At 72.8% G+C, this 26,347-nt stretch carries 21 protein-coding genes; 9 read left to right on the forward strand and 12 right to left on the reverse strand.

Annotation, left to right across the window (positions count from 1 at the left end):
• Positions 1-63: 63 nt before the first annotated feature.
• The 3 genes from ACO06A_RS20080 to ACO06A_RS20090 form a co-directional block, all read right to left on the reverse strand.
• Entirely contained in the window at positions 64-795 is a 732-nt protein-coding gene (locus ACO06A_RS20080) for an HlyD family efflux transporter periplasmic adaptor subunit (protein ID WP_421733945.1), read from the reverse strand.
• On the reverse strand, positions 792-2,492 hold the full coding sequence (locus ACO06A_RS20085) for a glycosyltransferase family 2 protein (protein ID WP_421733946.1): 1,701 nt from the start codon (positions 2,490-2,492) through the stop codon (positions 792-794). The genes ACO06A_RS20080 and ACO06A_RS20085 overlap by 4 nt, the downstream gene beginning before the upstream one ends.
• 282 nt (positions 2,493-2,774) lie before the next feature.
• Positions 2,775-4,415, reverse strand: a complete 1,641-nt coding sequence (locus ACO06A_RS20090; RefSeq protein ID WP_421733947.1) for an FAD-binding protein — start codon at positions 4,413-4,415, stop codon at positions 2,775-2,777.
• 52 nt (positions 4,416-4,467) lie between these two features.
• Here ACO06A_RS20090 and ACO06A_RS20095 point away from each other — a divergent pair, with 52 nt between their 5' ends.
• From ACO06A_RS20095 to ACO06A_RS20105, 3 genes are all read left to right on the forward strand, one after another.
• The gene (locus tag ACO06A_RS20095) at positions 4,468-5,034 is read left to right on the forward strand and encodes a TetR/AcrR family transcriptional regulator (RefSeq protein WP_421733948.1); all 567 of its coding nucleotides are present in this window, start codon (positions 4,468-4,470) and stop codon (positions 5,032-5,034) included.
• 67 nt (positions 5,035-5,101) lie between these two features.
• Complete coding sequence (locus ACO06A_RS20100; RefSeq protein ID WP_421733949.1) at positions 5,102-5,587, forward strand: CD225/dispanin family protein; 486 nt, start codon at positions 5,102-5,104, stop codon at positions 5,585-5,587.
• A 60-nt stretch (positions 5,588-5,647) separates the two neighbouring features.
• A complete protein-coding gene (locus tag ACO06A_RS20105; protein ID WP_421733950.1) occupies positions 5,648-6,034 on the forward strand; it encodes a Rid family detoxifying hydrolase in 387 nt (128 codons plus the stop codon).
• A 3-nt stretch (positions 6,035-6,037) separates the two neighbouring features.
• Here the strand turns inward: ACO06A_RS20105 and ACO06A_RS20110 are convergent, their stop codons facing one another.
• Genes ACO06A_RS20110 through ACO06A_RS20120 form a run of 3 tightly spaced genes read right to left on the reverse strand, consistent with a single transcriptional unit; the run spans position 6,038 to position 9,608 of the window.
• Positions 6,038-7,468 (reverse strand): glycoside hydrolase family 130 protein, encoded by a 1,431-nt coding sequence (locus tag ACO06A_RS20110; RefSeq protein ID WP_421733951.1) that lies wholly within the window; start codon positions 7,466-7,468, stop codon positions 6,038-6,040.
• Positions 7,465-8,478 (reverse strand): glycosyltransferase, encoded by a 1,014-nt coding sequence (locus ACO06A_RS20115; RefSeq protein ID WP_421733952.1) that lies wholly within the window; start codon positions 8,476-8,478, stop codon positions 7,465-7,467. The genes ACO06A_RS20110 and ACO06A_RS20115 overlap by 4 nt, the downstream gene beginning before the upstream one ends.
• A complete protein-coding gene (locus ACO06A_RS20120) occupies positions 8,478-9,608 on the reverse strand; it encodes a glycosyltransferase (RefSeq protein WP_421733953.1) in 1,131 nt (376 codons plus the stop codon). The genes ACO06A_RS20115 and ACO06A_RS20120 overlap by 1 nt, the downstream gene beginning before the upstream one ends.
• Positions 9,609-9,812: 204 nt before the next feature.
• Between ACO06A_RS20120 and ACO06A_RS20125 the strand changes: the two genes are divergently transcribed.
• Both ACO06A_RS20125 and ACO06A_RS20130 read left to right on the forward strand, forming a co-directional pair.
• Positions 9,813-10,808, forward strand: coding sequence for a glycosyltransferase family 4 protein (locus tag ACO06A_RS20125; RefSeq protein ID WP_421733954.1), 996 nt, complete (start codon positions 9,813-9,815; stop codon positions 10,806-10,808).
• Between the two features lie 54 nt (positions 10,809-10,862).
• Positions 10,863-11,846: a magnesium transporter CorA family protein gene (locus tag ACO06A_RS20130; protein ID WP_421733955.1), complete on the forward strand. Its 984-nt coding sequence runs from the start codon at positions 10,863-10,865 to the stop codon at positions 11,844-11,846.
• Positions 11,847-11,850: 4 nt separating this feature from the next.
• Here the strand turns inward: ACO06A_RS20130 and ACO06A_RS20135 are convergent, their stop codons facing one another.
• The 4 genes from ACO06A_RS20135 to ACO06A_RS20150 are packed head-to-tail and all read right to left on the reverse strand — an operon-like array spanning position 11,851 to position 16,950.
• Positions 11,851-14,349 carry a CHAT domain-containing protein gene (locus ACO06A_RS20135; RefSeq protein WP_421733956.1) on the reverse strand — a complete coding sequence of 833 codons (2,499 nt, stop codon included), beginning with the start codon at positions 14,347-14,349 and terminating at the stop codon, positions 11,851-11,853.
• Positions 14,346-14,801 carry a carboxypeptidase regulatory-like domain-containing protein gene (locus ACO06A_RS20140; RefSeq protein ID WP_421733957.1) on the reverse strand — a complete coding sequence of 152 codons (456 nt, stop codon included), beginning with the start codon at positions 14,799-14,801 and terminating at the stop codon, positions 14,346-14,348. Before ACO06A_RS20140 ends, ACO06A_RS20135 begins: the two co-directional genes overlap by 4 nt.
• A complete protein-coding gene (locus ACO06A_RS20145) occupies positions 14,798-15,409 on the reverse strand; it encodes an RNA polymerase sigma factor (protein ID WP_421733958.1) in 612 nt (203 codons plus the stop codon). The genes ACO06A_RS20140 and ACO06A_RS20145 overlap by 4 nt, the downstream gene beginning before the upstream one ends.
• On the reverse strand, positions 15,406-16,950 hold the full coding sequence (locus ACO06A_RS20150; protein ID WP_421733959.1) for a S8 family peptidase: 1,545 nt from the start codon (positions 16,948-16,950) through the stop codon (positions 15,406-15,408). Before ACO06A_RS20150 ends, ACO06A_RS20145 begins: the two co-directional genes overlap by 4 nt.
• Before the next feature lie 226 nt (positions 16,951-17,176).
• Between ACO06A_RS20150 and ACO06A_RS20155 the strand changes: the two genes are divergently transcribed.
• Positions 17,177-19,015, forward strand: a complete 1,839-nt coding sequence (locus tag ACO06A_RS20155; protein WP_421733960.1) for a bifunctional metallophosphatase/5'-nucleotidase — start codon at positions 17,177-17,179, stop codon at positions 19,013-19,015.
• A gap of 51 nt (positions 19,016-19,066) precedes the next feature.
• Here the strand turns inward: ACO06A_RS20155 and ppdK are convergent, their stop codons facing one another.
• Complete coding sequence (ppdK, locus tag ACO06A_RS20160; RefSeq protein ID WP_421733962.1) at positions 19,067-21,751, reverse strand: pyruvate, phosphate dikinase; 2,685 nt, start codon at positions 21,749-21,751, stop codon at positions 19,067-19,069.
• 127 nt (positions 21,752-21,878) lie between these two features.
• Between ppdK and ACO06A_RS20165 the strand changes: the two genes are divergently transcribed.
• Both ACO06A_RS20165 and ACO06A_RS20170 read left to right on the forward strand, forming a co-directional pair.
• Positions 21,879-23,387 carry a helix-turn-helix domain-containing protein gene (locus ACO06A_RS20165; protein WP_421733964.1) on the forward strand — a complete coding sequence of 503 codons (1,509 nt, stop codon included), beginning with the start codon at positions 21,879-21,881 and terminating at the stop codon, positions 23,385-23,387.
• A gap of 15 nt (positions 23,388-23,402) precedes the next feature.
• The gene (locus ACO06A_RS20170; RefSeq protein WP_421733965.1) at positions 23,403-24,140 is read left to right on the forward strand and encodes a response regulator; all 738 of its coding nucleotides are present in this window, start codon (positions 23,403-23,405) and stop codon (positions 24,138-24,140) included.
• Here the strand turns inward: ACO06A_RS20170 and ACO06A_RS20175 are convergent.
• Positions 24,076-24,630 (reverse strand): flavodoxin family protein, encoded by a 555-nt coding sequence (locus ACO06A_RS20175; RefSeq protein WP_421733966.1) that lies wholly within the window; start codon positions 24,628-24,630, stop codon positions 24,076-24,078. The two genes, ACO06A_RS20170 and ACO06A_RS20175, sit on opposite strands and share 65 nt — an antisense overlap.
• Before the next feature lie 117 nt (positions 24,631-24,747).
• Between ACO06A_RS20175 and ACO06A_RS20180 the strand changes: the two genes are divergently transcribed.
• The gene (locus tag ACO06A_RS20180; protein ID WP_421733967.1) at positions 24,748-26,295 is read left to right on the forward strand and encodes a GAF domain-containing sensor histidine kinase; all 1,548 of its coding nucleotides are present in this window, start codon (positions 24,748-24,750) and stop codon (positions 26,293-26,295) included.
• The last annotated feature ends 52 nt before the right edge of the window (positions 26,296-26,347 follow it).

Here is a 26,347-nt window from a genome sequence, read left to right on the forward strand (position 1 = left end):
ACCGTCGGTGCGACGACGGGGGCGGGGGGCGAACTTCTGTCAGGGGTCCTGTCGTCCGAGTCGTCATCCGAAGAGTCCTCCCACGTAGGTCTTCACGGCGTCTGCGGTGCGCGTCACCAGCCCGTCGTTCTCCAGCTGGAGCTCGGCGGTGACCGGCGTGCCCGCGGAGACGAGCCCGTTCTGGGCGCCGTCCTCGAGCGAGTCACCCGTGAGGATCAGCACCGCCTGGGCGGCGCCCGCCACGGTCTCGACCTTCACCTCGGAGACGTGCACCGTGATGGCGCGCTGGTTCGGCAGCACCACGGCGACGGTGGCGTCGTCCGCCACCCGTGCGTACTCCTTCGGGGTGAGGGTGTACTCGGCCTGCACGTAGAGCGTGTCGGCGCGCTGCACGGTCGCCAGCTGGGTGGCCGACTGGACGAAGGTGCCGCGCTCGGAGGCGATCTCCGTGACGACCCCGTCGCCCGTGGCCAGCACCACCAGACGTCCGTCAGCGTCGATCTGCGTCGCCTCGGTGGACGTCCGCGCGAAGCCGTTCTTCACGTCGTACTGGAGCGTCGCCGAGTCGATCACGAACAGCGGGTCCCCCGTGCTCACGTCGTCACCGACGTCGACCAGCTGGTCGACGACGAGACCGGCATAGGGCGTGCCGACGCCGTAGGACTTGGCGAGGATCTGCGCGGAGTCGCTCACAGCGACCCCGCGCGTCTGGTTGAGGTGATAGGTGGCGAACGCGGCGAACGCGAGCACGAGCACCATGCCCGCGAGGAGTCGGATACGGCTTGTCCAGGTCATGCGGCACCTCCGGGGAGTGCGGTGGCGAGGACGGGTGCGTGGTCACGCCGCGGCACGCGCTGTGCCTTGGCGGTCGCGCGGGCGCGGTGACCTTCCCTCCAGGCGGTGACGACGAAGCCGCCGAGGATCAGGGTGTTGGTGGCGTTCCATGCGACGGCCAGGCTCGGGTAGCCGTTGCTCAGGTCCTTCCACACGCCCACCACGGTCGTGATGAGCAGCAGCTGGAAGAACAGGACCTGCGGCATCATGAACGCGAACGGGGATCGGTAGGCGCCCTTCTGGCCGGTCACGTGCCACTTCTGGTCCTTCTTGAAGATGGCGTTGATCAGTGCCCGGGTGTAGATCGGGAACGACACGGCGGCGAGCAGGAGCACCTGCCACCGGAACGAGCCGAGCGTGTAGAACGCCACGAGGATCTGCATCACGTAGAAGCCCGCGTAGTACAGGAGCCACGTGATCGGGGTGATCGTGAGGTTCATCGGGGTGAGGTTGAAGTAGATCTGGAGCGGCGGCACGAGGATCAGCAGCAAGGGTGCGATGCCCGTGAGGTAGTGGGTCGACGTCACCAGGTACTGGAGCCGCTGGTCCATGGTCAGGTTCCGCTTGGGCGAGAGGGGGTTGTGGGTGAGCATGATCTCGAAGCCACCGGTCGCCCAGCGCAGCTGCTGCTTGGTGTAGGCCTCGACGGTCTCCGGGGTGTCCCCCACGGCCAGCTCGGTGGGGATGTACACCGTCCGCCAGCCCTTCTCGTGCAGCATCAGTGACGTCCAGACGTCCTCCGACTTGGAGTCGGAGTAGATGCCACCGATCGAGTCCGCGGCCGTGCGCCGGTAGATGACGTTGGTGCCCACGGAGAACGCGGCGTTGAACCGGTTCCGGCCCGGCTGGATGAACTTGTAGAACACCGACTGCATGTAGCCGGCGCCCTTGGAGATGACGGTGTCGAGGTTGCCGTACACCTGCGGCGTCTGCACGAAGGCGACGTCGTCGGTGGCGAAGAACGGCACGGTCTCGTGCAGGAACTGCGGCAGCGGCACGAAGTCGGCGTCGAAGATGACGAAGAAGTCACCCTTGGCGATCGACAGGGCGTGGTTGATGTTCCCCGCCTTGGCGCCGTTGCTGGACAGTCGCCGGACGTACCGCGCGCCCAGCTCGGCAGCGAGGTCACGGACCTCGTCGGAGCGGCCGTCGTCGAGCACCCAGGTGTCGTGCCTGCCCTGCATCGCCACGGCCGCCGACGTCGTGCGTCGGATGGTGTCGAGGTCCTCGCCGTACGTCGTGATGAAGACGTCGACGCTGATGGGCCACTCCTGGAGGTACATGCGCCACGAGGGCGGGTCCTTCTCGGTGCCGTCGCGGATGATCTCGGCGAGGTCGTAGAGGCGGTCCTGGGCGTGGTGGAACGCGAAGCCGCGAGGGTTGTGACCGCTGGACAGCACGGTCCACATCGCCAGCAGGGCGTGCGCCACGAGCACGGACTCGGCGACCATGACCAGCGTGTACGGCAGCCAGTCGCCCCGGTTGGCCGGGTTGAGCAGGAAGACCGCGTAGATGATGACGCCGGCGCAGGCCAGCAGGACGAGGAGCATGAGCGACGGGCTCTGTGCCGACTCGTTCTCGGCGGCTCGGGTGGGTTTGATCGAGATCTGCTCGGTACGTCGAGGTTCCAGCAGGAGCTTGTCGAACGTCGTTGCCATGGGTAGCACCCTTCGGTCGTCCAGTCGGACGGCCGGGTGGACTCACGGGTCCACCTGACCGGTGTGACAGCGACGCTGGCGCCAGGAGCACGTAAGGCGACGGGCCGGTCGAGCTCCGGTGGGACCGGATCTCAACAGGCGCCGCCGCCTTGGTGTTGTGCAGGACGCTACGGAGTGTGAGTAGGTCTGTCCACAAATGGCACCGTGCAGGATGTCACAGGGTGAGATCGCTTCCCACGAGATGACATGGACGCTTGTCCTGTGCGACAGGCGCGTGGGGACTCAGGCGCGATCGCGGCCCATGTGCCGAGCAGCCCGCAGACCGAAGACGGTGGCCGGGCCGATGGTCGACCCCGGGCCGGGATACGTGCGTCCCATCACGGACGCCGAGTTGTTGCCGGCGGAGTAGAGACCCTCGATGACCGAGCCGTCCTCGCGCAGCACGCGGGCGTCCGCGTCGGTCACCACGCCACCCTTGGTCCCCAGGTCGCCGATGACGATCTGGAACGCGGTGAAGGGCCCCTTCTCCAGCGGACCCAGGCAGGGGTTCGGGTGCACGGTGGGGTCGCTGTAGTAGCGGTCGTAGGCGGAGTTGCCGCGGCCGAAGTCGGCGTCGACACCGGAGCGCGCGAACCCGTTGAAGCGCTCGAACGTCGCCGTCAGCCGTCCGGGGTCGACCCCCATCTTCGTGGCCAGCTCTGCGGGGGTCGCCGCCTTGACCACCGTTCCTGCCGCGGCCATCGCCTTGGTGGCGCGCGGGTCCATCGCGTAGCTGCGCAGGTACCGGCGGGCGTGCCGGGTGTCGGCGACGATCCAGAAGGTTCCGTCCCGGTCGTGCGCGAGCATGTGGTGGCCCAGGTCGACGTAGGACTCGGACTCGTTGGCGAACCGGTCGCCCTCGGAGTCCACCAGGATCGAGTACGGCATCGAGCGCTCGCCGACGAGGAACCCCGGGCTCTCACCGGGCGCCGGTGCCACCGACGCGCCCCACCACGCGTCGTCCATGAGCTCGACGGCGGCGCCCAGGTCCTGCGCGAGGTCGAGCGTCCCCCCGAGGTTGCCCGGGTTCCCGGACGGGTTGCCGTCGATCCCCTGGTACTTCTGCCGAAGGACCGTGTTGTGGTCGAACCCGCCCGCGGCGAGGACCACGCCCCGGTTCGCACGGACCGAGACCGACCGGCCTTCGTGCGTGGTGCGGACACCGACCACCCGCTCGCCGTCGACCACGAGGCTCTCGAGCGGCGCCTCCAGCCACAGCGGGGTGCGCTGCTTCTGCACCACGATGTCGAGGAACGAGCACGCCAGCGCAGCGCCGGTGCCGACGAGCTTCTTGCCGCGCACCGCCCCGCCGAGGGTGCGGAAGACGAACTGGGCTCCGCGCACGAACCCCGAGGGCGTCGACCAGGAGCGCCCGAGGAGCCAGACGTCGTCCGTCTTGAGCGGCAGGGGCATCATCGCCCGGGTGGACCGCCACCACGCGCCGATCTTCCTGGCGTCGAACGGCTCGACCTCGACGGCCCGGCCGACCTTCCCGCCGGGCAGCTCGGGGTAGTAGTCGGGGTAGTCCGCGGCGCGGGCGAACCGCATGCCGTACTTCTCGGCGGTGGTGACGAAGTCCTCGACGCCGTCGACGAACGCCTCCTTGCGCGCCCTCGAGGTGGCCCGGTACTCGTCGCCGACGGTCGCCTCCAGGTAGGTGAGCGCCTCCGTGCGGGAGTCCCCCGCGCCGGCACGCTGCATGACCGGGCTGTTCGGCAGCCACAGGCCGCCACCCGACATGGCGGTGCTCCCGCCCCACTTGTCGGTCGACTCCAGCATGAGCACGCTCAGACCCTCGTCAGCGGCGCCCATCGCTGCGGCGAACCCGGCGCCGCCGGAGCCGACGACGACGACGTCGTAGGTGTGGTCGAAGTGATCGGGCACGACTGCTCCTTCGGTAACCGGACAACAGTGTCCGGATGTCTAGGATGCCATCATGCCCACGCCGCCGCGCACAAGCAACCGAGGTCCGGCCGCTGCGCCCGAGAACCGTCGAGCCATCCTCGACGCCGCCCGGCGGGTGTTCGCCGACCGCGGCTACCACGCCCCGCTCAGTGCCATCGCGCAGAGCGCCGGCGTCGGCCAGGGCGTGCTCTACCGGCACTTCCCCTCCCGCCTGGACCTCGCGTTCGCGGTGTTCGAGGAGCACCTCGCCGAGCTCGACGCGATCGCCGCACTGCCCGACGACGACGCGTTCCTGCGCCTCTGGTCACGGGTGGTGGAGCTCACCGTCGAGGAGTCCGCGTTCGTGGAGATGTTCCTGGACGCACGCCGGACCCTCCCGGAGACCGACATCGGCGAGCGGCTGCCCGCCTCCGTCGCGGCCACGCTGCCGCGCGCGCAGGCCGCAGGCCTGGTCAACGCCCGGCTGACGGTCGCCGACGTGATCCTGGTCCAGCGCATGGTCTACGGCGTGGTGGCGACGTCGCTGGACGCCGCGCAGGCGAAGGAGGCCGTGCACCGGGCACTCGCCCTGCTGAGGCCCCTGCTCGGACCGGAGTAGGCACAGCGTCCTCCCAGCGGACGGTCCTACGGTGATGCTGCACAGTCGCGTCGCCCGGGGAGGAACCATGACAACCGAGTCGAGTCCCAGCGCCACCCCCGACCCGCCCGCGGGCGGTCCCCCCACCAGACCGCTCCCCACGCCCCCTCCGCCGCCCGTCCCCGGCCCGCCGCTGGTACCCCCGCCGGCGCGGCCCGAACCGACGGCGCCGGTCGGCTGGGTGATCGCGGCGATGATCCTGTTCTGGCCGACGGGCATCCCCGCCCTGCTGGCCTCGCACCGCGCGGCCCGCGCGTACGGCGCCGCCGACACGGAGGTCGCCTACCGGGAGTCCGCGAACGCCCGCAGGTGGGGGATCATCAGCGTCTGCGTCGGGGCGGCGCTGATCGCCGCGTCGGTGCTGCTCTCGATCCTGTGGGCGGTGGTGGCTGCGGTCGCGATCCGCGACGCCGTCGACGACGGCGGCTGGCAGCGCGGGCACGACTGGACGTACGAGATGCCCGACGTCCCGATGGGGCCGGGGACGCCCGACCGTCGCGGCCCCGACCAGTAGCCCCCTGGACGCGCGGAGGAGGATGGGCGAGCACCCACCCGACCTCGCCCAGGAGACGCCATGACCCGACGGAGCGTGCACACCGACGACGCACCCGCAGCCCTCGGCCCGTACAGCCAGGCGATCGTCGCGGGCGGTCTCGTCTTCTGCTCGGGCACCGCAGGGATCGACCCGGTCACCGGCGAGATCCCCCCGGGCATCGAGGCCCAGACCGACCTGGCCCTGCGCAACCTCGCGGCGATCCTCACGGCCGCGGGGTCGTCGATGGACCAGCTGGTCAAGACCACGATCTTCTACGCCGACGTGGCCGACTTCGCCGCGCTCAACGCCGTCTACGCGCGCCACATGCCCACCCCGCCGCCCGCACGGTCCGCGCCGGCCAACGTGGTCCTCCCCCGCGGCCTGCTCGTCTCCATCGAGGCCGTCGCGACGGTGTCCGGCGGCTAGTCCTCAGCCCGCCAGGATCGCCGCGAGCAGCTGCGGGACGTCCACCAGGGCGACCCTGATGGCGGCGTCGCTGCACCCGTACGGCAGGACGAGCGTGTCCCCGTGCAGCAGCGCCCCGCACGTGTAGACCACGTTCGGCACGTACCCGTCGCGCTCGTCGGCGCTCGGCGTCAGCAGCGGCGACCGGAGGCTGCCCAGCACGCGCCGGGGGTCCTCCAGGTCGAGGAGCATCGCTCCGATCCCGTACTGGCGCATCGGCCCGACGCCGTGCGTGAGGACCAGCCACCCCTCGGGCGTCTCGATCGGGGACCCGCAGTTCCCGACCTGGATGATCTCCCAGGCCCACACGGGCGCGCTGAGCGTGCCCAGGTCGTCCCAGTGCTGGAGGTCGGTGGACGCCGCGAGCGAGTTGCTCTCGCGGTCCCACCGGGACAGGGCCAGGTACTGCCCGCCGACGCGACGCGGGAACAGAGCCATGCCCTTGTTCTTCGCACCGGGGCCGGAGAGCCGCCGCATGCGGAACGTGGTGAAGTCGTCGGTCGCGAGCAGGTGCGGGGCCACGGACCGACCGTCGAACGCCGTGTAGGTGCCCAGGAAGCCGCGCCGACCCTCGGTGTGCTCCACCTCGACCAGCCGGAGGTCCTCGATGCCGTTGCGCTCGGCCGGGCTCCCGGGCAGGAGCACGCGGGAGTCGACGGCGCCTGCCGCCGGGAACTCGGCGTCGTACGAGCAGGACGCGAGCCACGCGAGACGGGGGCTGTCCTCGACCGCCGCGCCCAGGAACGACTCCGGCAGGGCCCGGAGCTGGGCGTCGTCGTCGTCGCGGTCCCCCTCGAGCTCCTCGTTCTGCCGCAGCAGGTCGGCGCGGGAGTGCTCGATCTCGTGGCGCACCGCCACCGACGTCGTCGCACCGGGCGTGTCGAACGTGACGACGTCCGCCGCGTCGACCACCCCGGTGCGCAGCTCGACGCAGGACACGTGCCCCTCGCCCACGCCACGGACGCTCATGACGAACCGCACGGCGCCCTCGGGCAGTCCGCCCTGGTCCGGGTGCGCCACCATCGACGGGTTGAACAGGGCGGCGGACTCGATCGCGTACTCCTGGCTCATGCAGGCCCCGATGAGCCGACGCCGTTCGAGCGACAGGGCGTCCGCACCGTGGATGTGCGGGGCGACCAGTGCGTAGCGCTCGTCGAGCAGTCCCACGAGGTCGTCGTGACGGGCGCTGAACGACGTCAGGACGTCGATGAGCGCCGCGTCCACCTCCGCGTCGGGAAGCGCGAGCAGGCGCGCGAGGACGATCGCGCGGCGGGACAGGCCGGCGCCCTCGATCTCCACGCCGGGCAGGAAGGGCGTGCTGACCACCCGCGACGCGTCCGGGCGCAGGACGTGGGGCGTCCGGCGCACGAGCGGACGCGTACCGACGGCGGTCACGCGACCGCCTGGACGAGAGCGAGCCGTCCGAGCTGGAGGGTCGAGAGGGCCGCGAGGGTCGACTCGGCGCCCCGGTTCTGGTTGACGCCGTCCGCGTGGAGCCCGTCAAACCCGGCACCCGACACCTCGTCGTAGAGGGTCGCCCCGCTGTCGTTGGCGCCCAGGAGCCACCCCACGCAGCGGTCGAGGTAGGTCAGCCAGATCTCCTGGCGCGTCGCCCGGAACGCCCGCCAGCACGCCTCCGCCAGGGCCGCGACCTCGATGGGCTGCTGGTCGAAGCCGGGGCGCTCGTCACCGTCCTGCCAGCCACCCGCAGGCGTCAAGGACAGGTGGTCGTCGTGGGTCTCCTGCGCGACGAGCCAGTGCAGGAGGTCGAGCCCCGCCCGGAGGGTGCGGTCGTCGCCCAGCGCCGTGCCCAGGGCGATGAGCGCCTCGGGCAGGACGGCGTTGGCGTAGCTGAGCCGCGCGTCGGGCCACGGCCACGCCGGGTCGGCGGGCTCGGCGAGCAGGGTCCGGGCGTCGGCGAGCAGCGCGAGGGCCGCCCGGTTCCCGGGTGCGACCTCGAGCACCTCGGCGGCGCCGAGCGCCGCGTAGGCCATGGCGTGCCACCACGGCGAGCGCTGGTGCATGCCCACGACCGCCGCGTCGAGCGCCGCTCGGCGCACGCGAGGGTCACGCGTGCCCGCGGCCGCCGTGCCGAGGGCCCACAGAGCTCGTCCCCAGTGGTCCTCGACCGTCGCGGTGTCGGTCCAGCGGCCGGCCAGGTCCCTGCGGTTGTGGAACCGCCCGAGACCGTCCTGGGCGAAGAGGGTGAACCGCAGGTAGGTCGCCGTGAGCGCGGCGACCTGGGGCGACGGGTGCAGCTGGCGGGACGTGACGACCAGGCCGCGCGCGACGTCGTCGAGGCAGTAGCCGTGCTCGGGCCGCGGCTCGGTGAGCAGGGCGTGCTCGAACAGGCCGATCGGCGTGCTGAGGTGGGCCAGGTGGTCGAAGACGGGTGCCGGGTACATCAGGCGGCCGACAGGGTGCGCGTGTGCAGGAGCCCGGCACCGAGCGCGACGTACTCGCCGGCGACCGCGGTCCACGACAGACCGGGCGCCAGCCCGCGCGAGACGGCTGCCATCGACGCGGCCAGTCCCGGCTCGGTGAGCACCCGCCGCAGCCCCGCCGCGATCGCGACCGGGTCACGCCGCGGGACGAGGATGCCCGCGCCGTCGGACAGCAGCTCGACCGCGTGCGGGAACGCCGTCGACACCACGGGCTTGCCGGCGACGACCGCCTCCGTGAGGACGCCGGACGTCACCTGGTCGGGTGAGTCGTAGGGCAGCAGGACGACGTCCGCGGACGCCACGATCCGCTGGAGCGTCGGGATGTCGAGGTAGCGGTCGTCGAACTGGACCACCGCACCCAGACCGAGGCGGTCGACCAGGCGTTCCAGGCGCTGACGGTAGGCCTCGCCGTTGCGCTCCAGCACCTTCGGGTGCGTCTGGCCGACGATCCGGTAGACCGGGCGCGGACGCAGGTCCGACAGTCCCGCCAGGGCCTCGATCGCCCACTCGATCCCCTTTCCCTCGCCGAGCAGCCCCCAGGTCAGCACCGTGGGCGCCGTCAGCGCCGCAGCAGCGTGCTCGTCCTGCACGCGGTTGTCCCGGGCGCCGTGGGCGATGACCGTGACGGACGAGGGGTCCACGCCCCAGCCGGCGATGAGTCGCTGGCGGCCCGCCTCCGTCATCGTCACCGTGACGGACGACGCCGCGACCACCCGGGCGAGCACCTCGTGCTGGTGGGGCGTCGGGTTGGCCAGCACGGTGTGCAGCACGGTGATCACCGGGACACGGACGCGCGCGAGCACGTCGAGGACGTCCGCGCCGTCCGGGCCGCCGAAGATCCCGTACTCGTGCTGCACCAGGGCGACGTCGCAGGCGTTGAGCGCGGCCGCCGCGGCCCGTGCCCCGTCGGGCTCCCCGATCACCAGCTGGTGCGAGACGAGCGGCATCGGCGGCTGCACGGAGTCGACCACGCGCACCACCGCGACGTCGGCGCCGGCCTCGACCAGGTGGGTGGCGAGCGCGGACGAGAACGTGGCAAGGCCGCACTGCGTGGGGGGGAACGTGGACAGGACGCCGAACCTGATGGCCATGGAGGCCCTTCGCACTGGTGGTGCTTCGCAGCGGAGTGCGCTACCGACCTCGGGCGGGGCATGATCGACATCCCCGGGCGTCCTGGCCGGCCGGTCGAGCTCACAGCCGGGCCGTGCGCCGCATGGCTAGGCTACCAGTCGCAGTCGGCAGAACCCTGTGACCTCCGACCGCTCCAGCCGTGGAGGCACCCCGTCAAGATCGCCGTGCTCGCCTCGATCGCCCACCGCACGCCGCCCCGCTCGTACGGGCCCTGGGAGCAGGTGGCCTCGACCCTCGCGGAGGGGCTGGTCGGCCGCGGGCACGACGTCACCCTGTTCGCCACCGCCGACTCGCTGACCCGGGCACGGCTGCACGCCGAGGCGCCGGCGGGGTACGAGGAGGACCCGTCGATCGACGTCAAGGTGTGCGAGTCGCTGCACCTCGCCGCGGTGTTCGAGCGGGCCGCCGAGTTCGACGTCATCTCCAACCAGTTCGACTTCCTGCCGCTCACGTACAGCCGGCTCGTCGACACGCCCGTGGTGACCACCATCCACGGCTTCTCGTCGGAGCGGATCCTGCCGGTCTACCGCGCCTACGACGACATCGCGCACTACGTGTCGATCAGCGACGCCAACCGGCACCCGGACCTCACCTACGACGCGACGATCCACCACGGCCTAGACCTCGCGCAGTTCACGCCTGGCGCCGGCGACGGCGGGTACCTGCTGTTCCTGGGTCGCATCCATCCCGACAAGGGCACGCACGTCGCGATCGAGGTCGCCCGGCGGTCCGGCATGCCACTGGTCATCGCCGGCGTGGTGCACGACCAGGACTACTTCCGGACGCTCGTGGAGCCGTTCGTGGACGGGACCCTGGTGCGCTTCGTGGGGTCCGTCGGACCGCAGGAGCGGGACCGCCTGCTCGGTGGTGCCGCGGCGCTCCTGCACCTGATCGACTTCGACGAGCCGTTCGGGCTGTCCGTCGTCGAGGCGCTCGCCGCGGGGACGCCGGTGATCGCGACCCCGCGGGGATCCCTGCCCGAGCTGGTCACCGACGGGTCGACCGGCTTCCTGGTCGCCGACTCCGATGCGGCCGTCTCCGCGGTGGCCCGCCTGGCGTCCGTCGATCGGGACGCGTGCCGCCGCGAGGCCGAGACCCGCTTCAGCGCGGACCGGATGGTGGCCGACTACGAGCGGCTGTTCGGGGCCGTCGTCGGCTGAGGGCGCGGCTGCCGCCCGACCGCAGCATGATGGCGGGAGGACGGGAGGTCGACCGTGGACGTGCACCACCTCACCGCCGACGGCGTGCGCGAGTGCTCGGTCGACGAGCTGCCGGCCCTGCTCGCCTCCCGCGTCGGGCTGGTCTGGGTCGACATCCCCACCTGGGACGCGGAGGCGCGGGACGTGCTGACCCGGGTGTTCGGGCTGCACCCGCTCGCCGTGCACGACTGCGAGGTCCGCAACCGGCTGCCCAAGGTGCACGCCTACCCGGACTCGCTGTTCCTCGTCCTGCACGCCCCCGAGCGCGGCGCGGGCGGGCACGTGCACCACGTCGAGCTCGACCGCCTGATCGGACCGCGCTACCTGGTCACGGTGCACGGGCCGGTCAACCCCGCGGTCCCGCTGGACGTGGCGCTCCGGGACACCCGGGAGGTCCTGGAACGGATCCGCGCCGGGCGGCTGCGGCCCCGGACGTCCTTCGACATCTCGCACGCGATCGTCTCGACGCTCACCCGGCGGATGGAGAAGTTCGTCGAGGAGCTCACGGCCGACGTGTGGGAGCTGGAGCGACGCGTGACGGCGGGCGCCTACGACGACCCCGAGAAGTTCCTCGACGAGATGTTCCGGACGCGGCACGGCTTGCTCGCCGTCCGCACGATCGCCGCGCAGACCGCCGAGATCTACCGCCGGGTGATGGGTCTCCAGCGGGCTGTTCCGGAGGAGAGCCGGCACCTCGTGGGCGACCTCGTCGACCAGTTCGACCGCATCGCCGGCCTGGCCGTCGAGGAGAAGGACTACCTCCAGGGCGTCATCGAGTTCTACCGCGCCCGTACCGAGACCAAGATGACGATCGCGGCCGAGCGGCTCGCGGTGATCGCGGTGGTCACCCTTCCCATCACGGCCCTGGCCTCCGTGCTCGGGATGAACCTCATCGTCAACCAGCACACGACCGTCGTCCCCCTCGTGACGGCCCTCACCGTGATGATCGCGATGTCGGGCGGGCTGCTCTGGTGGGCCAAGCGCCAGGGCTGGTGGTGAGCCGTCAGCCCGATCCGAAGCAGACGAAGCCGGTCGCTGCGGCCGACCCGGCTGCGGCCAGGGCGGCGGCCGGACGCTCACCGGCCACCAGACGGCGGTGGAGGTCCACCATGAGCGGGAGCGCGACGTCGTCAGCCTCCCGCGTGACGCTGGCGACGACGGTGCGCGCACCCGACGCGAGCAGGGCGCTCGCGGTGCCGAGGGACTCGTCCCCGGGACGGCTGTCGTGCAGCCCGAGGTCGCAGCACGACAGGACGACCAGCCCGGGCGGACTGGGCAGCCGCAACAGGTCGTAGCCCATCAGCGGTCCGTCGGCCAGCTCGAGGCTCGAGAACAGCGGGTTGTCGGCCTCGTGCCGGCCGTGCGCCGCCACGTGGACCACCCCGGCACCCGCCAGCGCGGCCCGGGCACGTCCCACGGTCGCCGCACCACCGAGCAGCACCTGCGGCGCCGGGCCCGCCGCCCGCACGAGCTCCGCGACGGCCGCGACCTCCGCATCGCCGCGCGTGGTGCCCGGTCCGGCGACCAGGACGGTCGGGGTCGGCGGCGCCAGGGCGGCGACCCCGACCCGGTCGACCCAGCTGGTCGCCGAGACGGCGACGGTCACCGCGCGCCCCCGGGTGGCGGCCAGCGCCGCCCACGGCACGGTGAGCAGGCCGCCGGTGGGCACCACGACGAGGTCCCGGTCGCCGACCAGGTCGAGGACGGGGTCGAGCACCAGGGCGCTGAGCGCGGCCGCATCCGTCCCACGCGCCGACCGGACCCCGACGTCGAGCCCGGCGGGCAGGACACCGGCGAGGACGTCGAGGTCCGCCCGCACCCGGGACGTGGCCTCGTGCGCGACGCCGAGCGGGCCGAGCGGGACCAGGCGAGCCCGTGTGCTGGTCAGGACCAGGGCGCGCAGCACCCCCTCGTGCTGGACGTAGACCACCATCGCGGCACCGTCGAGCGCCGACTGCACGCGGGACAGGCTGGCCGGCCGGTGCGTCACGCCGGTGCCGGGAGCGGCCCACGTCCGCCGGCGCAGGTCCCTGGCGAGGGCCGCGCGACGGGTGCGGAGCTCGGCAGTCGGGCGACCGTCGAGCTCCGCACGGCCGAGCGCCACCCCGAGGGCGCGCAGGTCCTGCCACGCCCCGTGGTCCTCGTCGCCGAGCACGGCCGGGCGGGTGAGCATCGCCTGGGCGCGGGCCAGCTCCGCCCAGGTGAAGACGTCGGCGGCGCGACCGGTGGCGAGCGCGTCGGCGAGACCTGCCCCGGCGAGCTCGCGGCCGAGCACCGCCGCGCCGCCCTGGAGGTCGAGCGCTCCCAGCAGCGCGCGGGCCCGGTGCAGGGCAGCCAGGCCGCTCCTGCGCTCCCGCGCCGCCGCCTGCACGCGTCCGTCCGCGGCCGCGACGTCGGCACGCGCGGCGCGCTGGAGCAGCCTTGTCTCCAGACCCGCCCCGCGCATGCCGGTGGTCTCGACCAGGCGACGCGCCTCCGCCGACCGCCCGGCGGCGGCGTGCGCGCGCGCCGCGACGAGCGCGGCGACCCGGGCGTCCTCGCGCATCCCGAGCGACGCCAGCACCCCGTGCAGCTCCTCGGCCCGCCGCGCCGTGCCGACCCGTCGGCGGGCGCTCGCGGCCGCGCCACGAAGGTCCATGAGCTCGGCGCGGGCCGCCCACCGGGCGTTGCCGCGCCGCCGGAACACCGTCCGCGCCGCACGCGCGAGCCGCCGTGCGTCCTCGGCTCGGCCGTCGAGCAGGGCCGCAGCGGCGCGGGCGAGCTCACCCTCGGCGGCGTCCTGCAACGACCCTTGCTCCCGCAGGGACGCGACCGCGGCACCGAGCTCGCGCTCGGCCTCCGTGACGAGCCCGGCGGCCACCAGCACCCGCCCACGGTCGAGCCCGAGCATCGCCAGGATCCCGGGCAGCAGACCCTCGTAGAGCTGCTCGGCCTCCACGTACCGCCGAAGGGCCGACGGCAGGTCGCCCGCCACGTAGTCGAGGAAGCCGAGGTCGTGCACCGCCTTGGCGACGAGCACCTGCGCGCCCTCCCGCCGGGCGAGCGTCAGGCACAGGTCGAGATCTGCCCGCGCCGGACCGAGACGGGCCGCGCCCATGTACACCACCGCGCGGTTGACCAGCACCTTCGCCACCAGGACCGGCTGGCTGTCCAGGTCCAGGTGCGCGAGCGCGACGGCGTACTCGGCGAGGGACTCCTCGTCACGGCCCGCCCGCCGCAGCAGGATGGCCCGCTGGGCGTGGGCGATCGCGCGCTCCTGGGCAGGCAGCAGCCCCGCGGCCGTCGCCAACAGCTCGAGACCCGTCGCGAGGCGCCCCGCCTCGGCCTCCGCCATCGCCAGGCTGACGCTCACCCGGCCGCGCAGCGTGCGCGCGTCCTCGTCGTCCTGCTCGGGGTCGCCCAGGGCGCGCAGCGCCGCCCGCAGCAGCCGCGCCCCGGCGGCGGGCCGCATGTCCTCGTTGGCGGCGACCCCCGCCGCGTACAGGTCCCCGGCCCGGCTCACAGCTGGACGGCGGTGGTGACGACGACCCCGTGCGGCCCCTGCACGACGAGCTGGGCCGCGCCCGCGGGAACGTCCTCGAAGCTGAACCGGCCCGACGCGTCGGCGTCGACCGTCACGGTGCCCGCCGGTCCGTGCAGGGCGACACCGGCCGCCGCAGCCGGGACCAGCCAGCCATCGACCCGACGCGCGCCGGTCGGCCCTTCTGCGACGCTCAGCAGGACGGTCGTGCCGCCGCCCTCGAACCGGAGCGTGCGGACCCGGGTGGACGCCCGGGCGCCCGGCGCCACGGCAGCGTCGTCGACGAGCCGGGCCACCTCGGCGTCGAGTCGTGAGGACCCCAGGGCCAGCACGACGAGGTCGTCGAGGAACGCCGGCGGCGGGTCGCTCGCGTCGAACCCGGCACGCAGCCCGGCCAGGATCTGGTCGTCCAGGGCGTCCGGCCAGTCGCTCATGGGGCACCCCACAAGGGGTCGAGGAGCAGCAGCTCGCGCAGCCTGGTCAGGCACCGACCCCGGGTGGGCCCGATGCTGCCGTGCGGCATGCCCATGGCCTCGGAGATCTCCGTGTAGTCCGGACGGTCCACCTGGGCCACGACGCGCAGCAGCTGCTGGCACCGCTCGGAGAGCTGGCCGAAGCACCGCCACAGGCTCCGGGCGCGCTCCTGGGCGAGCAGACCGTCCGACACGTCCGGGCCGGGGTCGGGGGTGTCGAGGAGCGCGGTCGTGTCCGTCGGGACGACCTTCCGCGCACGCTGGTGCACCCGGGCAGCCTCGTGCCGCGTCACCGTCGCCAGCCACCCGGTCAGCGCCTCGGGAACCCGGATCTCGTCCAGCCGGCGCACCAGCTCCAGCCAGGCCGTCTGGACGACGTCGGCCGCCGTCGGGGCGTCGAGCCCCTGCGACCGGGCCACGTGCCAGAGCAGCGGGTTGAGCTCACGCACCATCTCCTCGATCGCGGTGGTGTCTCCCTCCCGCGCCCGGGCGAGGCAGGCGGCGAGCCGGGCGCCACGACCCGCGCGCCCGTCGACCGGGGCAGCCGAGGGCTGGAGGTCCTGGCTCACGGCAGGCCCAGGACTGCCTGCCGCGCACGTCCCACCCGTGCCAGGACGTCGGCGCGAGCCACCGACGAGCAGACCGCGTCCCCGGCGAGCGCCTGCGCCAGCTTGCCCGCAACGATCGCCGCCGCGAACGAGGTGCCGCCCCAACGCGCGGTGCCGGTCGCCATGTCGTCCGGGACGAACGCCCAGGGCTGGTCCGTCGCGTCGACCCGCTGACCGGCCGTCAGCGGACTGCCGAACGTCGCGGGCATCGCGCTGATGAGGGCCGACCCTCGTTCGTAGTGCTGGACCCAGGGGCCGTAGCTGCTGAACGCGGCGAGCGAGCCGTCCGGGTTGGTGGCCCCGACGCTGACCAGCGGCACCGCGGGCCACGAGGCGGGGTCCGCCAGCGCCGTGAGCGCCGCTGGGAACATCGGGGTGCGGTCGGAGCGGTTCCCGGCCGCGCAGACCACCTGCACGCCGAGGTCGCCCAGCTCACCGAGCAGGTCCCGCAGCGCCGTGGTGTTCGGCTCCTCCGTCGGTCCCTCGTCGACGTACCCCCAGGCCAGGCACACCACGTCGACGAAGTGGTCACGGTGGTCGGCGTCGGCACCGCGGACGCGCTCGAGGAGCCAGGTGAGCGCCGACAGGGACCTCCCCGGCGGGAACCAGCCGTCTGAGGCCATCGCCTGCACCGAGAGCAGGCGGGCCGACGGTGCGTGCTGCCGCACCAGGCCGGCGCCGAACGTGCCGTGCCCTGCGGCGTCGTCGAGCTCGCCGTCGCCGGCCACGTCGCCCTTCCGCGGTCCCGGGAGCGCCTCTGCGGGGTGCCAGTCGAGACCGAGAGCGTGCGTGACGATCGACTCGTCGTCCTCGACGAACCAGGGATGGGCGGCGATCCCCCCGTCGACGACGGCCACCACCGGACGGCGGTCGAGCTGCGGGAGGGGGTCGGCAGGAGGCGCGAGCGTGCCGACGTCGACGGCCTCACGCACGCCGCCCGCGAACGGGCTCCGCACCGCGAACGGACTCCGTACCGCCAGGGCCGTCCGCGGGTCGGCATCGTTGAACGCCGCGAAGGGGCTGCGCACGGCGAACGGGCTCCGCACCGCGAACGGGCTGCGCACGGCGGCGGGCGCCGTGACGCCCGCGAACGGGCTGCGCACCGCGGAGGGATCCTCCAGGGTGGCGGCTCCCTCGGTCGGCACCTTGACCGGGCGCAGCGACGCGACGGTCCGCGCGAGCGGCGTGTCCAGGGTGGTCGGCTCGCCGAAGGCTGGGAGCTCCGCCTGCAGCCGCTGGCCCGCCTCCATCGCCGTCATCTCGGACTCTCCGGACGCCTCCGACACCCCGGAGACCCGCAGCGTCAGCCGGCTCTCGTCGACCTCGTCGGCATCCTCCTCGACCTTCTCGACCGCCAGCGAGCCGCCATGCTCCAGCAGCCGCGCGTTCAGCTGGTCGAGCACGGCGTCCGTGAACCCGAGCGCCTCGACCGTGAGCAGGGACGGGCTCAGCGTGTAGGTCGGTGGCCCCACCGCCGGCGTCGAGTCAGCCGGACCCGGCACCACCCCATCGGCCCGTCGGTACCACCGAACATCGTTCCCGGTCATGTGACTGCCCCCGTCGGACGATCCACCGTTGCCTCAGGTTAGGGTCGCGCCGCGGCGCCCGGATACCCCATTCGCCCGGCTCGACCCCCACTCCCACGACATGACCGCGTCACCCGGACGGGCTACCGTGCCCGAGGCACCGCAACCCGGTGCAGAACCGACAGCACGGGAGGACTCCGGCATGGGAATCAACGTCCTGCAACGGACCAGCGTGAGGGCGGGTGCGGTGGCCACGGCCGCGGTGCTCGTCGTGGGCCTCGCCTCACCGGCCTCGGCCGGCAACGGCGGTGGCCACGACGGGCCGAGGGAGTACCAGCTCACGGTCATGGGCACCACGGACCTGCACGGCAACGCGCTGAACTGGGACTACTTCAAGAACGCCGAGTACGACGACAGCGCGCACAACGACGTGGGCCTGGCGAAGGTCTCCACGCTGGTCAACCAGGTGCGGGCGGACCGCGGCGACCGCAACACGCTGCTCATCGACGCCGGCGACACGATCCAGGGCACGTCCCTGGCGTACTACTACGCCAAGATCCAGCCGATCTCCAAGACGGTCGAGCACCCGATGGCCGCCGCCATGAACGCGATCGGCTACGACGCCGCCGCGCTGGGCAACCACGAGTTCAACTACGGGATCCCGTACCTGCGCACCTTCGAGAAGCAGCTCGACTTCCCGCTGCTGGCGGCCAACGCGACCAACGACAAGAACGGCAGGCCCGCGTTCGCGCCCTACGTCATCAAGACGGTCCGTCCCGCGCACGGCAAGGCGATCAAGGTCGGCATCCTCGGCCTGACCAACCCCGGCATCGCCATCTGGGACAAGGCCAACGTCGAGGGGCAGATGAGCTTCGGTGGGCTGGTCGAGCAGGCCGCCCGGTACGTGCCCGAGATGAAGCGCAAGGGTGCCGACGTCGTCGTCGTCGCCGCGCACTCGGGTGCGGACACGTCGTCCTCCTACGGCGACACGCTGCCGTTCCCGGAGAACGCCGCGACCCTGGTCGCCCAGCAGGTGCCCGGCATCGACGCGATCCTGGTCGGGCACGCCCACCAGGAGATCGCCGAGCGCGTGGTCACCAACACCGCGACCGGCAAGCCCGTCGTCCTGTCCGAGCCCCTCAAGTGGGGTGAGCGCCTGTCGGTGTTCGACATCGACCTCACGTTCAGCCGCGGGCACTGGAGCGTGCGGTCGGTGGACGCCTCTGTGCTCAACTCGAACACGGTCCCCGAGGATCCCGCGATCGTCGCCCTGCTCCAGGCCGATCACCAGAAGGTGGTCGACTACGTCAACGGCGTGGTGGGCACCTCGACCGAGGCCATGTCCGCGGCGACCGCACGGTACGAGGACACCGCGGTGCTGGACTTCATCAACTACGTGCAGGCCGGTGCGGTCAAGGCCGAGCTCACGGGGGCCGACGCCGACCTCCCGGTGCTCTCGATCGCGGCGCCGTTCAACAAGGACGCGGCGATCCCGCAGGGTGACGTCTCGGTGCGTGACATCGCCGGGCTGTACATCTACGACAACACGCTCCTGGGCATCAAGCTCACGGGCGCGCAGGTCAAGGCGTACCTGGAGAAGTCGGCGGAGTACTTCAAGGCCGCCCCCACCCCCGGCACCTACCCCGCCGCCAGCCTCACGAACGCGGTGACGCCGACGGCGCCGAACGGCACCCCGGACTACAACTACGACGTCATGGGCGGGCTCGACCAGCCGCTCACCTACGACATCGACCTGGCGCAGCCCGTCGGAAGCCGCATCACCGGGCTGGCCTACGGCGGCGTGCCCGTGACCGACACGCAGGAGTTCGTCGTCGCGATCAACAACTACCGGCAGTCCGGCGGGGGCAACTTCCCGGGCGTGACGACGGCACCCGTCGTCTACAACCGGCAGGTGGAGATCCGCCAGCTGCTCATCGACTGGGTGAGCGCCAACGAGGTGGTGGACCCGAGCGTGTTCTCGGCCACCAACCCCGACTGGCAGCTGACGTCCGGCGGCACGCCGCTGACCGTCACGCCGTAGCGCGCACGCGGGCGCCGCACCTCCTCGACGAGGTGCGGCGCCCGCGTCGTGTCACGCCTTCGCCACCGCCGCCCGGCCGGCCTCGAGCCGCGCGATGGGCACGCGGAACGGCGAGCACGACACGTAGTCCAGCCCCACCTCGTGGAAGAAGTGGATCGACTCCGGGTCTCCCCCGTGCTCCCCGCAGACCCCGATGTGCAGGCCCGGCTTGGTGGACCGGCCGCCCTCGACCCCGGCGCGGACCAGCGCGCCGACGCCGTCGGCGTCCAGCGTCTCGAACGGGGAGATGGTCAGCACCCCGTTCTGGAGGTAGTCGGCGAAGAACGCGCGCTCGACGTCGTCCCGGGAGAACCCCCACGTGGTCTGCGTGAGGTCGTTGGTGCCGAAGGAGAAGAAGTCGGCCTCCTCGGCGATCCGGTGCGCGGTCAGCGCCGCGCGCGGCAGCTCGATCATGCAGCCGATCGGCACGTCGAGCGTGACACCCGAGGACGCACTGACCTCGGCCAGGACGCGCTCGGCCTCCTCGCGGACCAGCTGGAGCTCCCGGACCGATCCCACCAGCGGCACCATGATCTCCGGCCGCGGGTCGAGCCCGGCCTGACGCAGCTGCACGGTCGCCTCGGCGATCGCGCGCACCTGGAGGGCGAACAGGCCCGGCAGGGTCAGCCCGAGCCGGACGCCGCGCAGCCCGAGCATCGGGTTCTGCTCGTGCATGCGCTCCACCGCGGCCAGGAGGGTGACGTCCTTCGGGTCCGGCTCGGCGGCCGTGGCCACCCTGACCGCCAGCTCCGTGAGGTCCGGCAGGAACTCGTGCAGCGGGGGGTCGATGAGGCGGATGGTCGTCGGCAGCCCGTCCATCGCCTCGAGCAGGCCGGCGAAGTCGTCCCGCTGGAGCGGGAGCAGGGCGTCGAGGGCGACCTTGCGGTCCTCGTCGTTGTCGGCCAGGACGAGCCGCTCGATGTGCTGGCGCCGCTCCCCCAGGAACTGGTGCTCGGTCCGGCACAGGCCCACGCCCTCGGCACCCCGCGCCCGCGCGCGGCGGGCGTCGTCGGCCGTGTCGGCGTTGGTGCGCACCTGCATCCGGCGGACGAAGTCGGCATGCCGCAGGACGCGGTCCACGGCCGAGACGAGTGCACGAGCCTCGGGATCGGTCGCCGCAGCCAGCCCGGCGTCGAGCCCCTCGGCGACGTAGACCATGACCGGCGAGTCGACCACCGGCACCGAGCCGCGGAACACCTCGCCCGTGGAGCCGTCGATCGCGATGGTGTCCCCCGCGTGGAGCACCTGGTCCCGCACGCGGACCTCTCCGCGAGCCGAGTCCACCTCGACCTCCTCGGCGCCGACCACCGCGCACGTGCCCATGCCTCGGGCGACCACGGCGGCGTGCGACGTCTTGCCGCCGCGGGCGGTCAGGATGCCGTCGGCGACGATCATGCCCTGGAGGTCGTCCGGGTTGGTCTCCCGGCGGACCAGGATGACGTGCGCCCCGGCCTCGGTACGTTCCAGGGCCTGCGCGTTGTCCAGGACGATCTCGCCCACCGCCGCGCCCGGTGACGCCGCCATGGCGGTCGTCAGCAGGTGCCGGTCGGCACCCGCGTCGAACTGCGGGAACAGCAGCTGGTTGAGCTTGTCGCCCGGGCAGCGGGTGATCGCCTCGTCCATCGTGATCAGGCTCTCGTCGACCAGCTCGGTCGCGATCCGGAACGCCGCCGCCGCCGTGCGCTTGCCCACCCGGGTCTGGAGCAGCCACAGCTTGCCCCGCTCGATGGTGAACTCGATGTCGCACAGGTCGCGGTAGTGGGTCTCCAGGCGCCGCATCGCGTGCCGGAGCGCGTCGTACGAGACCGGGTCGAGCAGCTCGAGCTCCGCGAGCGGCAGAGTGTTGCGGATCCCCGCCACCACGTCCTCGCCCTGCGCGTTGGGCAGGTAGTCCCCGTACACCCCGGTCTCGCCGGTGGACGGGTCGCGCGTGAAGCACACCCCGGTCCCCGACGTCTCGCCCAGGTTGCCGAACACCATGCTCACCACGTTGACGGCCGTCCCCAGGTCGTTCGGGATGCGCTCGCGGCGGCGGTAGAGCCGGGCGCGGTCGGTGTTCCACGAGTCGAGGACCGCTTCGATCGCCATGTCGAGCTGCTCGCGCGGGTGCTGCGGGAACTCCCGGCCCGTCTGCTCGACCACGATCTCCTTGAACGTGTGCACGAGCACGTGCAGGTCCTGCGCCGAGAGGTCGACGTCCGTCGCGGCGCCAACGGCGGTCTTGCGCTCGTCCAGGGCCGCCGCGAACAGGTCGCCGTCGATGCCCAGGACCGTCTTGCCGAACATCTGGATGAGCCGGCGATAGGAGTCCCACGCGAACCGCTCGTCGCCGGAGAACTCGGTGAGGCCCTTCACGGACGCGTCGTTGAGCCCGATGTTCAGGACGGTCTCCATCATCCCCGGCATCGAGAACTTGGCCCCGGAGCGCACCGACACCAGCAGCGGCTCGTGGAAGTCGCCGAGGCGCCGGCCGATCGTGTCCTCGATCTCCCGGACCGCCAGCGTCACCTCGACCCGCAGCTCGGGCGGCACGTGCCCGTCACGCATGTAGGCCCGGCACGCCTCCGTGGTGATGGTGAACCCCGGGGGGACGGGCAGGTCGAGCTTGGTCATCTCCGCCAGGTTGGCTCCCTTGCCGCCCAGCAGGTCCTTCTTGTCCTTGTCGCCGTCGACGAACCGGGAGACGTACCTGGTCATGAAAGGCTCCTGTCCACAGGCCTGGACGAGAGGAATACTCGCCGGCTTCGAGCGTCCAGGCTGCTCGGGAGCGGCTTCAATGGGTCCGCGCTGTCAAGAACAGCGCAACTTGCTCTAGCGTCAACGCATGGCGACGCAGTCACCCCGACCGGTCATCGACCTCCCCACCGAACCGCGCGGGTCGACCAGCGCGGGGTCGCAGCTGCTCATGCTCGGGAGGCGCATCCGGCACGCCCGCACCGAGCGAGGGCTGACGCTCGACGAGCTCGGACGGCTCGCCGGCAGCACGGCCAGCCAGCTGTCGCTCGTCGAGAACGGCCGCCGCGAGCCTCGGCTCAGTCTCCTCCAGGCCCTGGCGGCGGCACTGGGCACCACCACGACGGACCTGCTCGACGAGTCTCCCCCGTCCCGGCGGGCCGCCCTCGAGATCGAGCTGGACCGCGCGCAGGGCACGGCCGCGTACGCCGCCCTCGGGCTGCCCCACGTGCGCCCGGCCCGGAACCTGTCCACCGAGGCCCTCGAGGCGCTGGTCGGGCTGCACCTCGAGCTCGCCCGGCGCGACGACGCCGCCATCGCCACGCCGCAGGAGGCGCGTCGCGCCACCACCGCGCTGCGGCTCTGGCTGACGGAGCGCAACAACCACCTGCCCGAGATCGAGGAGGTCGCCGAGGACCTCGTGCGCCGGGCGGGCTACACGACCGGCGCCCTCACCCACAGCGCGGTGGCCCAGATGGCCGCAGACCTCGGCTTCTCCCTGCTGCACGTGGATGACCTGCCGCACTCGACGCGCACCGTCACCGACCTGGCGAACCGGCGCATCTACCTGCCGCCGGCGTCGATCCCCGGCGGCCACGGCCTGCGCTCCCTCGCGCTCCAGGCGATCGCCCACCGGGTGCTCGGGCACTCGACGCCGCGCAGCTACGCCGACTTCCTGCGTCAGCGGGTGGAGATCACCTACTTTGCGGCCGCCTGTCTCATGCCCCGGACCGCCGCGGTGGCCCACCTGAGCGCGGCCAAGCGTCGCAAGGAGCTGGCCGTCGAGGACTTCCGCGACGCCTTCGGGGTCACCCACGAGGCGGCCGCCCAGCGGCTGACCAACCTGCTCACCGAGCACCTGGACATCCGGCTGCACTTCTTGCGCGTCGGCGACGACGGCACCCTGTTCAAGGGCTACGCCAACGACGCCGTGCGGTTCCCCGCCGACGGGACCGGCGCCATCGAGGGCCAGGTGGTGTGCCGCCAGTGGGCCGCCCGGTCGGCGTTCACGCGACGCAACCGCGCCACGGAGTACTTCCAGTACACCGACACGCCGGAAGGCACGTACTGGTGCAGCACCCAGACGGGCTCCACGTCCGCCGGCGGGTTCTCGATCACGGTGGGGGTCCCGTTCGGCGCCGCGAAGTGGTTCCGCGGACGGGACACCTCGACGCGTCGCGAGTCCCGCTGCCCCGACCCCACCTGCTGCCGGCAGCCGGATCCCGGGCTCGCCGCCCGGTGGGCCCCCCACGCCTGGCCCAGTGCTGCCGTGCACGCCCACGTGCTCTCGCCGCTGCCGACCGGGTCGTTCCCCGGGGTCGAGGACGCCGAGGTGTACGCGTTCCTCGACCGCCACGCCGGTGGTCACGGGGAGGCCTGACACAGGGAGGTCCCGATGGTGCACAGTGGCGTCATGGCCCAGATCCGGGTGTTCGTGCTGGACGACCACGAGGTGGTGCGCCAGGGTCTGCTGCGCCTCATCGAGGCGGACCCGGGCATGACCGTGGTGGGCGAGGCGGCGACCGCCGCGGAGGCGCTCGTGCGCGTCCCGCGTGCAGCCGCGGACGTCGCCCTGCTGGACGTGCGGCTGCCCGACGGCAACGGCGTCGAGGTCTGCCGCGAGCTTGCCGCGACGGCCCCCGGCGTCCGGTGCCTCATGCTCACCTCGTACGAGGACGACGAGGCGCTGCTGGCCTCGATCACGGCGGGCGCGGCCGGCTACGTGCTCAAGGAGATCCGCGGACCGCAGCTGCTCGACTCGATACGGCTGGTGGCCAGCGGCAGGTCCCTGCTCGACCCGGCGACCACCGGCCGGGTGCTCGACCGCCTCCGGGAGTCGCAGCGGCACGACGCCCGCCTGGACCTGCTGACCGCCCAGGAGAGCGCCGTGCTCGACCTCATCGGCGAGGGGCTGACCAACCGGCAGATCGCCGACCGGATGTTCCTCGCCGAGAAGACCGTGAAGAACTACATCTCCAGCCTGCTGGCCAAGATCGAGGTGCGAGGACGGACTCAGGCCGCTCTGTTCATCGCGGAGCAGCATCGTCTGCACCCTGACCCGGCCGGGCTCACCGGGCCGGAGCCCCGAGCGGACCAGGGTCGATCGGACGCAGGCCCAGCAGCAAGCCGGTGAGGCCGATCCCCCAGGCGCGCGCCCGTTCCAGCTCGCCGTCGCGCAGCGGTCCCTTGATCCCCATCACCCAGAAGCTCTCAGCCTCCGCCGCCACCTGAAAACCGGCACGACGCAGCACGCGCCACGCGCCGACCGCGGCCGACCCGGGGACGTGCGGGCTGTGGATCCTGGTGTCGAACGTCGCTGCGTGGACCGTCCGCTCCGGCGGGTCCAGCTCCCGGAGCCACTCGCGCACGCCGATCGACGTGCCGTCCGGCTCGGTCCCGGCCTGCTTCTCCGCGTCCGCGCGCGTCGCCGGCCGGCTCATGCCGAACGCCTGCGTCGGCGCGCCGACCACCAGCAGCTCGAGCTCCGGCGGGAGCCTGCGCGGGGCCGACGTGACGTCGAGGAGCGCGACGTCCTGCATCCGGCTGAACATGCCCTCCCAGACCGCCTTCGCGATCTGGCCCGTGTTCCCGAACGACGACTCGTACACCACCAGTGCTCGCATCGCCCTCACCTCCTCGTGTGTCGACCTGGGTCCAGGATTCGCCGGTCGCTGCCGCCGCCCCAGGGCCGAAGGGCCCTGTTCGTCTCCACGACGAGCGCTCACACCTATGCTCCGAGCATGCGAGCGGACGAGGCCGGGACGGAACGCGACGAGCGGCTCGAGGCGCTGATGGGCGCCGTCGTGTCGATGTCGGCCGAGCTCGACATCGCGACGGTGCTGGAGCGTCTGGTCTCCGCCGGGTGCACGCTCACGGGCGCGCGCTACGGCGCCCTCGGGGTGCTCGGCGACCACGGCGGGCTGCAGGAGTTCGTGCACCGTGGCATCGACGAGGAGACCGCACGCAGGATCGGTCACCTGCCCGAGGGCAAGGGCGTGCTCGGCCACCTCGTCTCGAGCCCCCACCCGCTGCGGCTGCACGACCTGGCCGACCACCCCTCGTCCGTGGGCTTCCCCCCGAACCACCCGCCGATGCACACGTTCCTCGGCGTCCCCGTCCGGGCGCGGGGTGCGGTCTTCGGCAACCTCTACCTCACGGACAAGGCGGGGCACGCCGACTTCACCGCGCGCGACGAGCAGGTGGCCGTGGCGCTCGCCGCGGCCGCGGGCGTCGCCCTCGGGCACGCGCGCGCCTACCGGCAGGCGCGCGAGCACGAGCTGTGGCTCGAGACCGCTGCCGCCTGCACCTCGACCCTGACCAGCGGCCTGCCGCGCGAGGACGCGGTGGCGTCCGTGCTCGCCCGGGTCCGGCAGAGCTCGGGCGCCCACACCTCTCGGCTGTACGGGCTCGCCGACGACCTCCCGCCGGAGATCGAGCCCGACCTCGCCGGTCGGTGGCCGGTGCTGCACCGGGTCGCCGACTGTGCGGACCTCGACCAGGACGGGACCGCGTGGGTGCTGGCGGTGCCGCTGCGCAGCGGCGAGCGCTGGATCGGCGCGCTCGCCCTGGCGTGGCCCGCGGGCGACACCACGACGGCGCCCGAGCCGGACCTGCCGAGCGTCGCGGGCTTCGCCGAGCAGCTCGCGCTCGCGTTCGACGTCGCGGACGCGCAGTCGGACCGCGCCCGGCTCGCCGTGCTGGAGGAGCGCGAGCGGATCGCGCGGGACCTGCACGACATGGTCATCCAGCGGCTGTTCGCCATCGGGCTGGACGTGCAGGGCGCCGCGCAGGAGGTGGTGCACCCCGACGTGGCGCGCCGGCTCGAGGGCGCCGTCGACGACCTGGACGAGACCATCAAGGACGTGCGCACGACGATCTTCCGGCTCAGCGCCCGCGGCGGCGCCACCGGGTCGGGGCTGCGCCACCGCATCGACGCCGAGGTGGTGAACGCTCGGCACGGGCTCGGCTTCATGCCCCGCCTGCGCACCGACGGTGTCACGGCCACCGTCCCCGAGGACGTCGCGGAGGACGCCGTCGCGGTCGTCCGCGAGGCCCTGTCCAACATCGCGCGGCACGCCCACGCCCACGAGGTGGTGGTCCGCCTCGTCGTCGGGCTCGACCTGCTGATCGAGGTCCAGGACGACGGGATCGGCGTCCCCGCGGACCTGGCGGTGCGCAGCGGGCTGGCCAACCTGGAGTACCGCGCGGTGCGCCGCGGGGGCGCGCTCGTCGTCACGGCGCTGCCCGAGGGCGGCACCCACCTCCAGTGGTCGGTGCCCCTGCCCTGACGGGACCATCGACCCTGCCGGGCCTGCCGACCGCGGATCCACGCTGGAGGAG

Source organism: Cellulomonas sp., from assembly GCF_965229465.1.
Taxonomy (GTDB): Bacteria; Actinomycetota; Actinomycetes; order Actinomycetales; family Cellulomonadaceae; genus Cellulomonas.

Coding starts and splice junctions, on each gene's coding strand:
- ACO06A_RS20080 (WP_421733945.1), bottom strand. CDS start 795: ATGACCTGGACAAGCCGTATCCGACTCCTCGCGGGCATGGTGCTCGTG.
- ACO06A_RS20085 (WP_421733946.1), bottom strand. CDS start 2,492: ATGGCAACGACGTTCGACAAGCTCCTGCTGGAACCTCGACGTACCGAG.
- ACO06A_RS20095 (WP_421733948.1), top strand. CDS start 4,468: ATGCCCACGCCGCCGCGCACAAGCAACCGAGGTCCGGCCGCTGCGCCC.
- ACO06A_RS20100 (WP_421733949.1), top strand. CDS start 5,102: ATGACAACCGAGTCGAGTCCCAGCGCCACCCCCGACCCGCCCGCGGGC.
- ACO06A_RS20105 (WP_421733950.1), top strand. CDS start 5,648: ATGACCCGACGGAGCGTGCACACCGACGACGCACCCGCAGCCCTCGGC.
- ACO06A_RS20115 (WP_421733952.1), bottom strand. CDS start 8,478: ATGTACCCGGCACCCGTCTTCGACCACCTGGCCCACCTCAGCACGCCG.
- ACO06A_RS20120 (WP_421733953.1), bottom strand. CDS start 9,608: ATGGCCATCAGGTTCGGCGTCCTGTCCACGTTCCCCCCCACGCAGTGC.
- ACO06A_RS20140 (WP_421733957.1), bottom strand. CDS start 14,801: ATGAGCGACTGGCCGGACGCCCTGGACGACCAGATCCTGGCCGGGCTG.
- ACO06A_RS20155 (WP_421733960.1), top strand. CDS start 17,177: ATGGGAATCAACGTCCTGCAACGGACCAGCGTGAGGGCGGGTGCGGTG.
- ppdK (WP_421733962.1), bottom strand. CDS start 21,751: ATGACCAGGTACGTCTCCCGGTTCGTCGACGGCGACAAGGACAAGAAG.
- ACO06A_RS20165 (WP_421733964.1), top strand. CDS start 21,879: ATGGCGACGCAGTCACCCCGACCGGTCATCGACCTCCCCACCGAACCG.
- ACO06A_RS20170 (WP_421733965.1), top strand. CDS start 23,403: ATGGTGCACAGTGGCGTCATGGCCCAGATCCGGGTGTTCGTGCTGGAC.
- ACO06A_RS20175 (WP_421733966.1), bottom strand. CDS start 24,630: ATGCGAGCACTGGTGGTGTACGAGTCGTCGTTCGGGAACACGGGCCAG.
- ACO06A_RS20180 (WP_421733967.1), top strand. CDS start 24,748: ATGCGAGCGGACGAGGCCGGGACGGAACGCGACGAGCGGCTCGAGGCG.